Annotated in this window: 12 protein-coding genes and 1 other annotated feature; of the genes, 5 read left to right on the plus strand and 7 right to left on the minus strand. The window is 66.2% G+C overall.

Annotated features, from left to right (window positions below):
• Window positions 1-67 precede the first annotated feature (67 nt).
• From QRN13_RS03520 to QRN13_RS03530, 3 genes are all read left to right on the plus strand, one after another.
• Window positions 68-1,570 carry a DUF1800 domain-containing protein gene (locus QRN13_RS03520; RefSeq protein WP_284876869.1) on the plus strand — a complete coding sequence of 501 codons (1,503 nt, stop codon included), beginning with the start codon at window positions 68-70 and terminating at the stop codon, window positions 1,568-1,570.
• Complete coding sequence (locus QRN13_RS03525; RefSeq protein ID WP_284876870.1) at window positions 1,567-2,748, plus strand: DUF1501 domain-containing protein; 1,182 nt, start codon at window positions 1,567-1,569, stop codon at window positions 2,746-2,748. Before QRN13_RS03520 ends, QRN13_RS03525 begins: the two co-directional genes overlap by 4 nt.
• 49 nt (window positions 2,749-2,797) lie before the next feature.
• Window positions 2,798-2,861: a sequence feature (sul1 is cis-regulatory element that is thought to sense ions involved in sulfur or methionine metabolism; They are found in Alphaproteobacteria), on the plus strand.
• A 52-nt stretch (window positions 2,862-2,913) separates the two neighbouring features.
• On the plus strand, window positions 2,914-4,398 hold the full coding sequence (locus QRN13_RS03530) for a SulP family inorganic anion transporter (RefSeq protein ID WP_284876871.1): 1,485 nt from the start codon (window positions 2,914-2,916) through the stop codon (window positions 4,396-4,398).
• A gap of 4 nt (window positions 4,399-4,402) precedes the next feature.
• On the opposite strand, the gene QRN13_RS03535 is transcribed toward QRN13_RS03530, so the two are convergent.
• Window positions 4,403-4,612 (minus strand): hypothetical protein, encoded by a 210-nt coding sequence (locus QRN13_RS03535; RefSeq protein ID WP_055753991.1) that lies wholly within the window; start codon window positions 4,610-4,612, stop codon window positions 4,403-4,405.
• Between the two features lie 239 nt (window positions 4,613-4,851).
• On the opposite strand from QRN13_RS03535, the gene QRN13_RS03540 reads away from it, so the two are divergent.
• Together QRN13_RS03540 and QRN13_RS03545 are read left to right on the plus strand one after the other, a co-directional pair.
• Window positions 4,852-5,064 (plus strand): cold-shock protein, encoded by a 213-nt coding sequence (locus QRN13_RS03540; protein WP_008260410.1) that lies wholly within the window; start codon window positions 4,852-4,854, stop codon window positions 5,062-5,064.
• Window positions 5,065-5,289: 225 nt separating this feature from the next.
• Complete coding sequence (locus QRN13_RS03545) at window positions 5,290-5,619, plus strand: hypothetical protein (protein ID WP_284876872.1); 330 nt, start codon at window positions 5,290-5,292, stop codon at window positions 5,617-5,619.
• Here QRN13_RS03545 and QRN13_RS03550 read toward each other — a convergent pair.
• From QRN13_RS03550 to QRN13_RS03575, 6 genes are all read right to left on the minus strand, one after another.
• Window positions 5,616-6,170 (minus strand): NADPH-dependent FMN reductase, encoded by a 555-nt coding sequence (locus QRN13_RS03550; RefSeq protein WP_284876873.1) that lies wholly within the window; start codon window positions 6,168-6,170, stop codon window positions 5,616-5,618. The genes QRN13_RS03545 and QRN13_RS03550 overlap by 4 nt on opposite strands.
• Before the next feature lie 1,531 nt (window positions 6,171-7,701).
• Window positions 7,702-8,916, minus strand: coding sequence for a M16 family metallopeptidase (locus QRN13_RS03555; protein ID WP_284876874.1), 1,215 nt, complete (start codon window positions 8,914-8,916; stop codon window positions 7,702-7,704).
• A gap of 58 nt (window positions 8,917-8,974) precedes the next feature.
• Complete coding sequence (locus QRN13_RS03560; RefSeq protein WP_284876875.1) at window positions 8,975-9,715, minus strand: SURF1 family protein; 741 nt, start codon at window positions 9,713-9,715, stop codon at window positions 8,975-8,977.
• Window positions 9,712-9,963 (minus strand): DUF983 domain-containing protein, encoded by a 252-nt coding sequence (locus tag QRN13_RS03565; protein WP_350224832.1) that lies wholly within the window; start codon window positions 9,961-9,963, stop codon window positions 9,712-9,714. Before QRN13_RS03565 ends, QRN13_RS03560 begins: the two co-directional genes overlap by 4 nt.
• Window positions 9,964-10,109: 146 nt before the next feature.
• A complete protein-coding gene (locus QRN13_RS03570) occupies window positions 10,110-11,018 on the minus strand; it encodes a cytochrome c oxidase subunit 3 (protein WP_055806286.1) in 909 nt (302 codons plus the stop codon).
• Window positions 11,019-11,132: 114 nt separating this feature from the next.
• Complete coding sequence (locus tag QRN13_RS03575) at window positions 11,133-11,834, minus strand: hypothetical protein (protein ID WP_284876876.1); 702 nt, start codon at window positions 11,832-11,834, stop codon at window positions 11,133-11,135.
• Window positions 11,835-11,836 lie beyond the last annotated feature (2 nt).

An 11,836-nucleotide genomic window follows, 5' to 3' on the forward strand; every position in this document is an offset into this window, starting at 1 on the left:
CGACCCCGCGACGGAGTTCTCGCCCAAAGGCGTTACAGTGTGCGGGGGACGGACGAGGAGAAGGCCAATGGCTTCATCACCGACCGACGCCGCCGTCGCCCTGACGCGCCTGGGTCTCGGCGCCCGGCCTGGCGAGATCGACCGCATCGCCGCCGATTCGCGCGGCTGGGCCATAGGCCAGATTCGGCCCCAAGGTGCGCCCCAGCCGTCTGGCCCGTTCGCCGACACCGCCGAACGCGTCGCCCAATATATCGACTATCAGAGCGACGCCGGTCTGGTCCGCCGCGACCGACGCGCCGCCGCTTCGGCGACGGCCGAGGCCGCACCCTCCCCTGCCCCCGCCCCCTCGCCAGCCATGCCGGATGCCGCCGATCCGCAAGCCGTCGCCCGACGCGAAGCCCGTCAAGCCGCCCGCCGCGACATCACCCAGGACACGGCGCAGGAGTTCCTGGCCCGCGCCCAGCTCGGCGCGACCACCGACGAGGGCTTCGCCGAGCGCTGGGCCCTGTTCTGGTCGAACGCCCTGACCGTCTCGGCCGCCAAGTTCGCCAGCGGCGCCTTCGTCGGCCAGTACGAGCGCGAGGCCATCCGCCCCCATGTCTTCGGCGGGTTCGAGGATCTGGTCCTGGCCGCCGAACAGCATCCCGCCATGCTGCTGTATCTGGATCAGGCCCGCTCGGTCGGTCCCGACAGCATGGCCGGCGCCCGCCGCAACGCCGGGCTGAATGAAAACCTGGCCCGCGAGATGATGGAGCTGCATACCGTCGGCGCTGACGGCGGCTATACCCAGGCCGACGTGACCGAACTGGCCCGGGCCCTGACCGGCTGGTCCATCCCAACAGCGCGCGATCAACGTCAGGCCGCCCGCCCAAGAAGGGCGCGCATGGCGGTCGCACAGGCCCAGCCGGAGGCGAACGGCTTCGTCTTCCGCCCCAATGTCCACGAACCGGGCGCCCGCACGGTGATGGGCAAGACCTATCCGGCCGCAGGCCTCGCCCAGGGTCAGGCCATCCTGCGCGACCTGGCCCGCCATCCGGCGACCGCCAAACGCCTGTCGCGCCGCCTCGCCGCCCATTTCGTCGCCGACGATCCGCCGTCCGCCCTGGTCGACCGGCTGGAAGAGGCCTGGACCCGTTCGGGCGGCGACCTGGCCCAGGTCGCCCGCGCCCTGGTCGAGGCGCCCGAAACCTGGACGCCCCAGCCCGCCAAGATCAAGACGCCCTACGACTTCGTCGTCTCCACCCACCGCGCCCTGGGAACCCGGCCGCAGCGGATCCAGCCCCTGCGTCAGGCCTTGCTCGACATGGGCCAGCCGCCGTTCGCCGCCCCCTCGCCCGAGGGCTGGCCCGACGCCGCCGCCGACTGGGCCGGTCCCGACGCCCTGGTCAAACGGCTGAACTGGTCGCGCACCGCCGCCGACGCGGCCCAGGCGGCCGACCCGAGCGCCGTCGCCGCCGCCGCCCTCGGTGCGCGCCTCAGCGACCGCACGCGCCTCGCCGTCGCCCGCGCCGAAAGCCGCCCCGAGGCCCTCACCCTTCTGTTCATGTCGCCGGAGTTCCAACGCCGATGACCACCCTCAATCTAAACCGCCGCCATCTGCTGGCCGCCGCCTCGGCCGGGATCGGTCTGGCCTTCGCCGGCCGTGTCGCCGCCCAGACCAGCGGCCCGGCCAACAAGCTGGTTGTCGTCATCGCGCGCGGCGCCATGGACGGCCTGTCGGTCACCGTCCCCTACGCCGATCCGAACTACGTCCCCTTGCGCGGCGGTCTGGCCATCGCCGCGCCCGGCGAGGCGAACGGCGCCCTGGCCCTGAGCGAAGGCTTCGGCCTGCACCCGGCGCTGACCGGCCTGCACGCCCTTTATGGTCAGGGTCAGATGCGGTTCGCCCCCGCCGTCGCCCTGCCCGTGCGCATCCGCTCGCACTTCGACGCCCAGGACGTGCTGGAGAACGGCGGCGAAGGTCTCCGCCAGCAATCCGACGGCTGGCTGAACCGCGCCATCGTCGCGGCCGGCGGAACGTCGCTGAAAGGCCTGTCCATCGGCGCCCAGACGCCCCTGATCCTGCGCGGCGACGCCCCGGTGTCCAGCTGGGCGCCCGGCGGTCTGGTGCGCGACGGCGACCGCATCGCCTCCCTGCTGCAGGATCTCTATGTCGAGGATCCGATGCTGGGCCAGAACCTGGCGCGGGGTCTGGCGACCGAGCAGCTGCTCAGCATGGAGGGCGGCGACCAACGCCTGCGCCGCAACGACGTCCAGGGCTTGGGCCAGGCCGTCGCCAAGCTGATGACCGGGCCAGAGGGCGCCGATATCGTCGCCGTCTCGCTGGACGGCTGGGACACCCACGCAGGTCAGCTCGCCCAGCTTCAGACCCGGCTGACGGGCCTCGATCAGCTGGTCACGGGCTTGCAGGACGGTTTGGGCGAGACCTGGTCACGCACGGCGGTCATCGTCGCCACCGAGTTCGGCCGCACCGCCCGCGCCAACGGCACCCAGGGCACTGATCACGGCACCGGCTCCTCGCTTCTGCTGGCGGGCGGCGCGGTTAAGCGTGGCGGCCCCATCGGCGACTGGCCGACCCTCGCCGACAACCGCCTGTTCGAGAACCGCGACCTGGCGCCGACCCTGGATATCCGTTCGGTGTTCAAGGGCGTGTTGCGCGATCACATGGGCCTCGATCGCGCCGCCCTGGACGCCCGCGTCTTCCCCGGCAGCGCCGCCGAAGCGCCGGCGATGAACGGATTGGCCTAGCCGTCACGCTTGCTTTTCGCGGCGCAACATCGCATCAGGACGCCATCACCTTGGACCCGGCCCTGTTCGCAGGCGACGGGTGGCTATCCCCGCCGCCGATCCGCTGGGAAACCGAGCCGCCAGAAACCGAAGCATCGGTAAGGCTCATCCAGATGAAATCCTGAAATGTCCATTATCGCCTCCGCGCGCCAGCAATGGCTCGCCAATCCTCGCCGCGATCTTCTGGCGGGGACCGTCGTGGCCCTGGCCCTGATCCCCGAAGCCATCGCCTTTTCCATCATCGCCGGCGTTGATCCCGCCGTCGGCCTCTACGCCAGCGTGGTCATCGCCGTGACCATCGCCTTCGTGGGCGGCCGGCCGGCCATGATCTCGGCCGCGACCGGCGCCATGGCCCTGCTGATGGTCACGCTCGTGCGCGACCACGGCCTGGAATATCTGTTCGCCGCCTCGCTGCTCTGCGGCGTGTTCCAGATCGTCATCGGCCTGCTGAAGCTGGGCCGCTACATCAAGTTCGTCAGCCGCAGCGTCATGACCGGCTTCGTCAACTCGCTGGCGATCCTGATCTTCCTGGCCCAGATGCCTGAGCTGATTGGCCGGGGCTGGATCACCTACGCCCTTGTCGCGGCGGCCCTGGTCGTCATCTACGGCTTTCCACGCCTCACAAAGGCCGTGCCCTCGCCCCTGGTCGCCATCGTCGCCATCAGCGCCCTGGTGATCGTGCTGAAGCTGGACGTGCGCACCGTCGGCGACATGGGCCAGATGCCGACCAGCCTGCCGATGTTCCATCTGCCCGCCGTCCCCCTGACGTGGGAGACGCTGGTCATCATCGCCCCGATCTCGGCGACCCTGGCCTTCGTCGGCCTGCTGGAAAGCCTGCTGACCGCGAACCTGATCGACGACATCACCGACACCCCGTCGGACAAGGATCGCGAGACGCGCGGCCAAGGGATCGCCAACATCCTGTCGCCCCTGTTCGGCGGCATGGCCGGTTGCGCAATGATCGGCCAGTCGATGATCAACGTCACCTCGGGCGCGCGCGGGCGTCTGTCCACCCTGTGGGCCGGCCTGTTCCTGCTGTTTTTGATGCTGGCGCTTCAGACATGGGTCGCTCAGATCCCGATGGCCGCCCTGGTCGCCGTCATGATCATGGTCTCGATCGGCACCTTCGACTGGTCGTCGGTGATGAAGCTGCGCTCCACTCCGCTTCAGTCATCCATAGTCATGATCGCCACGACCGTGACGGTCGTGGCCACCCACGACCTGTCCAAGGGCGTCATCCTGGGCGTGCTGCTGTCGGCGATCTTCTTCATGCGCAAGGTCGGCAAGACCATCGCCGTAACCGAGGTTCCGACGCCGGAACCGGGCGTCCTGCGCTACCGCGTCTCAGGCCAGCTGTTCTTTGCCTCGGCCGATCTGTTCGCCGCCAGCTTCGAGCATCACGGCCATCCCACACGTGTCGAGATCGATCTCAGCGACGCCCATCTGTGGGATCTGACCGGCGTCGCCGCCGTGGACAAGGTCATCTTCCGCTACCGCCGTCAGGGCGCGGACGTGCAGGTTTTGGGCATGAACGACGCCGCCCGCACCCTGGTCACGCGGGTGGGGCGGTTCGAGAAGATGCATCTGCCGGACGGCGCCGGCGCGCATTGAGCCGTCAGGCGGCGTTGGAGGTCGGTTCGAGGTCGGGCTTGGGCATTTTGCAGATGCGGTTCAAGTCGGCCCGGATCGAGCTGCCTTGGAAGTGCGAGATTTCGGCGCCCGAATAGCCCTCGCCCGACAACGCTTTGACGACATCGCCGGTGTTCAGACAATCGTTGGTCCGAGCGAGCTGGTAGGCGCGCTCCACGACGTGGGTGCGGTTCATGTTGGAAGCCTTTCGTGCCTTCCAACAACGTGCGCCAAGCTAAACCGTTCCCATTATTGGATTTTCGGCCCGACCGGCCCGCGCTTGCATCTGTCATGAATATCTGCGCACATAGAGCTCGTCGATCTCTCTGCGTAACGCCCACTCTCTCTGCGAACGCACGAGTCAAGGCCGCTCCCATTCAGACCCGACAGGCCGCAGGGACGTTCCCTCGGTCAATTTCTAACGGAGGTCTCAAAATGGCTACCGGCACTGTCAAATGGTTCAACCCGACCAAGGGTTACGGCTTCATCCAACCCGACGACGGCGGCAAGGACGTCTTCGTCCACATCTCGGCCGTCGAAGGCGCTGGCCTGCGCGGCCTGGATGAAAACCAGAAGGTTTCCTACGAGCTGGAACGCGACAAGCGTTCGGGCAAGGAATCGGCTGGCCAGCTGCAAACCATCGGCTGATTTCAGCGTCACAGCTGATCTGGCGACGGCGGCTCCTCACGGAGCCGCCGTTTTCAATTTCGACCGTCCAATGGAACAGATGACTCTCGTCTGACCCAGCCCTAGCTTAGCCACATGAAACCAGAGATCGTTTTTCTAACCGTCTGGGTAATAGGCGTTGTTATCACATGGCCAGCCTTGATCTGGTTTGCCGTGAATAGCCGACGAGGTCGGGGCGAACCCCTCATGCCCAAGCCTCCCGCTTCGGCGCGTTACGCTGACACCCGCGCCTCTGGCAAACAAAAGGGGAAGTGGGGAGGCGCGAGCAACTGCCTGATGGTGGTCATCGATGGCGAAGAGCTTTGGCTTTCGCCTATTTTCCCGATCACCCTGTTTATGCCCTACGGGACGTTCGGGCTTGAGTTCCGCAAACCTCTCGCCGTCGTCAGAGCCGAGGCGCGTAGGGAATGGACAGGTATGAACGTCCGACTGCGTCTCACCGACATGGACAATCCCGTCGTTGTCGATCTTCGGGTAAGCGACCCCGCGAAATTCATATCAGCTTTTCAGGTCTAGGGCTTCGTCTTGTCGATCCAGGCGGCGAAGGCGTCGGTGAAGCTTTTCAGGAAGGTCTTGGTGTCGTCCTTCTTCAGCTTGCCGTTCTCGTCCAGCAGGTCGGCGACATTGCCGATATAGGCCTCGGGCTGCTGCATCGTCGGCATGTTCAGGAACACAAGCGGCTGGCGCAGGTGGTGGTTTGCGCCGAACGCCGCGACGGCGCCGGGCGAGACGCTGACGATGGCGGCGGGCTTGCCCTGCCAGATGCTGTGGCCATAGGGGCGCGAGCCGACGTCCAGCGCGTTCTTCAGCGCGCCGGGGATGGAGCGATTGTATTCGGGCGTGACGAACAGCACCGCCTCGGTCGTCGCCACCTCCTCGCGGAACCGCTCCCAGGCCGGCGGCGGGTTGTCGGTCTCCAGATCGGGGTCATAGAGCGGCAGGTCGCCGATCTCGACCGGCTCGATCTCCAGCCCCGGCTCGGCCAGCGCCTTCAACTCCATGCCGATGGCGCGCGAATAGGAGCCTTTGCGCAAGCTGCCGACGATCAGGGCGACGCGGACGGTCATGGAAGGTCTCCGGGCTGGACGGGTTCAAGCGCCAGCATAACCGATCCCGGCGGCCGGATGTTCCGTTTTAACCCGCCCAGCCGTTCACCTGCGCACAAAGCGGACATCGCGAAGGGCTGTTACGGGTGGTTAGCGGACTTCGTCGGTGTCGTCTGGGATCGGAAATGCAGCAACGCCGATCAGACGATTTCCGGTGACCCGGCAGCTGAACCCCATCGCGCCGGCCTGACGCCATTGATACTCTGTGAACTCGCCTCCAGCAGCCGGTCTAACAGCATCTACCGTTGTTGGTTCACCTAGAACCACTCCTACCAACGCTGCTTTTGACCGACACTGATCTAATCCTGACACTGAGGAGCAACCAATGGTCAGCAGCCCTCCGCAGGCCGCCAAGAGAGATCGGAAGGGTGTCTGAGGGCCTACGTTCGTCGTCATGCAATCGGCCTTACAGTCCTTCGCGCAATTCCTCCAACTCAACCCACACTTAATGTCCGCAACGGGTCGATTGCGGTCCTAGCTGAAGGCGATGAAAGGCGACGTCGGTCTTCTGGCCTGGACGCGTTCGCGATTGGCGTCATCTAGGGGTGAGAGGCGGACTTATCGCACAAGCGGACCTGGTGGGGACCGAGGCGTGCGCCCATCGTTCAGGCCGTAAGCTTCCATAAACCGAAAATAGTCTGAGTATTGAGGTCTCGCGGCCGTTCCGCACGCGACGTCCAGTTGATGCTGACGAAGAACATTCCCTTCGACCGGTTCGAACCCAGATGGAATGGGCGCCGGTCTAAATGGATCGGCATTTGGTCTGTAATACTTAGCGTGGTGGACTCTGACCGATTCATCCCGGCAATCAAAAACGAGCCACTCTTCACTATAGGCTGGCGTTTCCCCGGCTGAGAAAGCCGAGCCATTCCGAAAGACCGTGTAAGCCCAAGCTCTCAGCCGGCCGTCGTCCAACCGAAAGGAAGCGCCAACCGCAGTGGCCTTTTCGTTGTCCGCATAGGCGACGACTACAGCTGGCGCATCATTGACCGGCCGCTCGGTCGTAAGGGCCTGTCCAGAAAATACGAGGGCAAAAGCTAGGATGGATGGTGTCACCAGCAAAGCTAACCATGCCCACGCAATGTTGCCTATAGGTCGATTGCGGTCCCAGCCTGAAGCGCTGAGAGCGGACGTCACCATCAGTCCGAAGACCGGTCCGGGTTGCATGTCACTGATGGGTGGCTAGCGGATGGATATTGTCAGCTAAAGCCTCGGACCAGCCCAACGACAGCTACCGCGAGCATGGCTGCCAAAGCCGCGTAAAAGCCTGCCCGTCTCCAAGGTTCGCCCCAGCGTTCACGGTCACGATCTTCCATGATCATACCTCCTGATGTGAGAGCACTTTCGGCGATGGCTTGAATGTCCGCAACGGGTCGTGAAGAGAAGTTTGCCTCGTGCCCTGGTCCGGACATTCAGACGGCCGCCGCTGGGATAATCTGCCGCTGAACCTCCGCGCGAGAGCGACTGAAGTCAGCAAAGACCAGCCGAAAGCCTAACCCCCGAACAGGGCTGTCGCGAACGCTTCGCCCGCCGGTGCGGCCGACTTCGGGCCCAGGACGGCGCTGGCCGCGTGGCCCGAGGCCAGCACCCGGCCGCCGACCGCGCGCACGTCCTCGATCGTCTGGGCTTCCAGCTGTTCGGTCATCGACAGGCTGGAGCGCGGGGCGCCGAAGATCAGGGTCTGGGCCGCGTTGCGTCCCGCCCGGCTCATCGGGTTTTCGTCCGACATCCACAGGCCGGCCTTCATCACCGCCTTGGCCCGCGACAGCTCCTTTTCGGTCGGGCCGGTCTCGGCCAAGGCGCGCACCTCGGCCGCCGAGACCTCGGCCAGTTCTTTCGCCCGATCCGCCGCCGCCCCGGCGTAGATTCCCAACACGCCCGTATCCTCGTACGGCTCCTGATAGGCGTCGATGGCGTAGGCCAGGCCCCGCTCCTCGCGCGCGCTTTGGAATAGGCGCGAGGCCATGCCCCCGCCGAGGATCTCGCCGAACAGCCGCATGGCCGAAAGCGCCGGGTCGGTTGCGGACAGGGCCGGCAGCTGGAACACAAGATTGGCCTGTTCGATCTTGCGCGTCAGCTTCGCATGGCCGCCGACGAAGGCGGCCGGCGCGGGCGCGTCAGCCGGCGTCGCCACCGCATCGCCGAACCAGCGCTCGGCCAGGGCCAGCAATTCGGTCTCGTCCACCGCGCCTGAGACCGACACCACCATCCGGTCGGGCGAATACAGCCGCGCGCGCCAGGCCTCGACTGTCGCCTTGTCGGCCGACTTCAGGCTGGCGACAGAGCCCAGGATCGGACGGCCCAGCGGTTGTTTGGCGAAGGCGCGCGTCTGCACCATCTCGAACACATGGTCGTCGGGCGTGTCGAAGGCTTCGGCGATCTCCTGGGCCACCACGTCCTTCTCGCGCTCGATCTCGGCAGGATCGAGCGTCGGGCGGAACACCAGGTCCGACAGCACCTTCATGGCCAACGGGAGCGAGCCGTCCAGGCCGCGCACCTCGAAACTGGTCCGCTCGTATCCGGTGGAGGCGTTGATGGTGCCGCCCTCAGCCTCGATCCGCTCGACGATCTCGCGCGCGGCCATGTCGCCGGCGCCCTTGAACACCAGATGCTCCAGCAGGTGCGACCAGCCGGACCGATCCAGCGGCTCCCACCTCGCCCCGCCCTTGACGGTGACGACGACGGCCAGAGTCTTCAGCCCCGGCATCGGATCGCAGATGACGCGGACGCCGTTGGACAGGGTGTGGAGCGTAGCGGTCAGGACTTTAGTCTTTCCTATCGCCGCGCACGCGGTGCGCGGCTGCTTGAGGACCGTCTTTCTTCATTCGACGGCGAAGCAGGGCCACATAGAAACCTGCAAGCGCGATCGCCAGTCCGAACCACGTCAGGGCGTAACCGAAATGGTTGTTGGAAAAGGCCGCAGGCGGCGCGGACGGTCTCAGCGCCGGGAACTCGGGATTGACGGTGGTGATGGCGAACACCGCCTCGGGCCGCACCGGGCCCGTGACGTTCAGCGCCCTGGCCATGGCGGTGGTGTCGCGGGCGTAGAAACGGTCGTCCCTCGGCGCAGGGCTGAGGGCGCCCGGTTTGTCGAAGGTGCGGAACTCCCCGACCATCACCAGGGGCAGGGTCGTCTCGATCACGCGCGGCCGGGCCGTCACCCCATCGCCGACGAAGCCCCGGTCGATCAGCAGGCTGAAGTCCGCCCCCGCCGGTTTGCACGCCGAGATCAGACGAACCCCGGCTTCGCCGTCATGGATAGACTGCAACTCGATGAAGGGCGCGCTGGCCAGGCCCGGACAGACGATCAAGGCTTTGCGAAACTCCAGGTCGCCCTCCCCCAGCACCTGCTCCAACGGCGCGGGCGGTTTCGCCGCCGCCGCATCGGCCGCCGCGATCAGCCCTTCCTTCCACTTCAGCCGCTCGACCTGCCATACGCCCAGCCCGATCAGCAGGATCAGGCCCAGCACCGTCAGCACGGTCAGGATCCAGGGGAAACGCTTCATCGCTGGTTCCGATATTGCAGCCCGATCATCAGCCCCCGCCCCGGCCGCATCAGGGCCAGCGACAGGGCGACCACCAGCGGCAGCCAGACGATCAGATGCACCCACATGGGCGGATGGTATTTGATTTCCACGAACAGGGCCGAGAAGCCGACGATGAAGCCGGCGATCTGCATGATGAAGCTGGCGGGGCCGTCGCCCGTCTGGATGGTGGAATAGTCCAGACCGCAGGCCGTGCAGCCGGGCGCCACCTTCAGAAATCCTGCGAACAACGCGCCCTGGCCGCACCGGGGACAACGCCCCCGCAGCGCCCAGCGAACCGGCGTATCGGAAACGACGACGGCGCGGGACGATTCCTCGTCCCGCGCCGCTGCGATGTCTTCAGGGCCGTCTTGGATCAACCGAAGACGACATATACGAAGGCGAACAGGAACAGCCAGACCACGTCCACGAAGTGCCAGTACCAGGCCGCCGCCTCGAAGCCGAAATGCTTCTGCGGGGTGAAGTCTCCCTTCAGCAGACGGATCAGGCAGACCGCCAGGAAGATGGTGCCAATCAGGACGTGGAAGCCGTGGAAGCCCGTCGCCATGAAGAAGATCGAGCCGTACAGGCCCGAGTTCACGGCCTCCTCGTTGAAGAACAGCTTCTCGTGCAGGATGTGGTTGTACTCATAGGCCTGGACGCAGGTGAACAGCACGCCCAGGGCCACAGTGATGATCAGGGCGATCTTGGCGCCCTTGCGGTCGCCGACCTGGATCGCGTGGTGGGCCCAGGTGACGGTGCAGCCCGAGAGCAGCAGGGTCACGGTGTTCAGCAGCGGCAGTTGCCACGGCGACAGAACCTCGACGCCCTTCGGCGGCCACGTCGACCAGGCCTTGGCGGTGTCGGCCCAGGTGCCGACTTCCGGCGTAAGCGCCCGCGATTCATGGAACAGGGCCATGTCGAAGAACATCCAGAAGAAGGCGACGAAGAACATCACCTCCGACGCGATGAATAGGATCATGCCGTAGCGCAGGCCCAGCGACACGACCGGCGTATGGTCGCCCGCCTTGGATTCCTTGATGACGTCCGCCCACCAGCAGAAGGCCGAGATCAGCACGCCGGCCAGACCGGCGAAGAAGACGCCCGGTTTGCCTTCGGCCAGGAAGTTGGCGGCGATCGGGCCGCCGTCCGCCGGCGCCAGGCCCTTCATCCAGATCACCGCGCCGATGAACATGATGGTCGCAGCGACCGAGGACACCAGCGGCCAGGGGCTGGGCGCCACCAGGTGGTAGTCGTGCTGCGGAGTGGCGTGGGCGTCAGCCATGAATCGCGTCTCTTCGTCGGCCAGAGTCGGTTGTTATAGCGGCTATAGCCTTCGATTTTCCCCGACGCCAGAGCCACGCCGTCTTTCCGCCTTGTTCGGGCATGCGGACGGGGCTCAGCCCTTGCGGGCCATTGGATCGGCGGGGTCGTCCGGGCTGTCGCCCAATGCGCCGCCCATGCCCATTCCACCGCCGCCCATTCCTCCGCCCATGCCGCCCCCGCCCTCGCCACGGCCGCCCGTTGCGCCGGCGCCTGAGCCGCGGCCTCCGGTCGAGGACGGGCGCGTCGGGCCTTGCAAGGGAATGTCCGGTCCGGTCGGCACGGGCGCCAAGTCCAGCGCCTGACGGATGAAGTCGCGCAGCGAAACCACCAGATCATGCGTCCGCACCGGCCGCCCGGCGACCAGTTCACGCGCCGCCTGCTGCGCCAGTCGCACCTGGTCCTCGGTGCCCAGCAGGATGATATCCGCAAGACTGGCCTCGACCGCGTCGCGGATACGCCGGGTCCGGTCCGACCCCGCCGTCGCCTCGGCGCTGAGATCCAGTCCCGCCTCGCCTTGCGGGACGTTGCGGCGGCTCAGGTCGCGCTTGTGCGTCGGATCGACGGTCAGGTCGCCGGTGAAAGACCCGCCCAGCACCTTGTAGGCGGCGATCAGGGTCTTCAGTCGTTCGTTGATCTGGCGGTTCATCCGCTCGCGCCGTTGCTGGATGGTGAACATCATCACCAGCCGGATGCCCATGCCGATCAGCGTCACGAGCGCCAGCCCGACCAGGGTCAGCAACAGACTGTGCCAGTTGGTGAAATCCAGACCGCGCAAAT

This window comes from Brevundimonas sp. MEB006b (assembly GCF_030209705.1).
GTDB lineage: Bacteria > Pseudomonadota > Alphaproteobacteria > Caulobacterales > Caulobacteraceae > Brevundimonas.

What these genes read in the sequence shown, in the direction of transcription:
- QRN13_RS03520 (WP_284876869.1), top strand. Translation starts at nt 68, where the DNA reads ATGGCTTCATCACCGACCGACGCCGCCGTCGCCCTGACGCGCCTGGGT.
- QRN13_RS03540 (WP_008260410.1), top strand. Translation starts at nt 4,852, where the DNA reads ATGGCTACCGGCACTGTCAAATGGTTCAACCCGACCAAGGGTTACGGC.
- QRN13_RS03560 (WP_284876875.1), bottom strand. Translation starts at nt 9,715, where the DNA reads ATGAAGCGTTTCCCCTGGATCCTGACCGTGCTGACGGTGCTGGGCCTG.
- QRN13_RS03545 (WP_284876872.1), top strand. Translation starts at nt 5,290, where the DNA reads ATGCCCAAGCCTCCCGCTTCGGCGCGTTACGCTGACACCCGCGCCTCT.
- QRN13_RS03535 (WP_055753991.1), bottom strand. Translation starts at nt 4,612, where the DNA reads ATGAACCGCACCCACGTCGTGGAGCGCGCCTACCAGCTCGCTCGGACC.
- QRN13_RS03525 (WP_284876870.1), top strand. Translation starts at nt 1,567, where the DNA reads ATGACCACCCTCAATCTAAACCGCCGCCATCTGCTGGCCGCCGCCTCG.
- QRN13_RS03570 (WP_055806286.1), bottom strand. Translation starts at nt 11,018, where the DNA reads ATGGCTGACGCCCACGCCACTCCGCAGCACGACTACCACCTGGTGGCG.
- QRN13_RS03555 (WP_284876874.1), bottom strand. Translation starts at nt 8,916, where the DNA reads ATGCCGGGGCTGAAGACTCTGGCCGTCGTCGTCACCGTCAAGGGCGGG.
- QRN13_RS03550 (WP_284876873.1), bottom strand. Translation starts at nt 6,170, where the DNA reads ATGACCGTCCGCGTCGCCCTGATCGTCGGCAGCTTGCGCAAAGGCTCC.
- QRN13_RS03530 (WP_284876871.1), top strand. Translation starts at nt 2,914, where the DNA reads ATGTCCATTATCGCCTCCGCGCGCCAGCAATGGCTCGCCAATCCTCGC.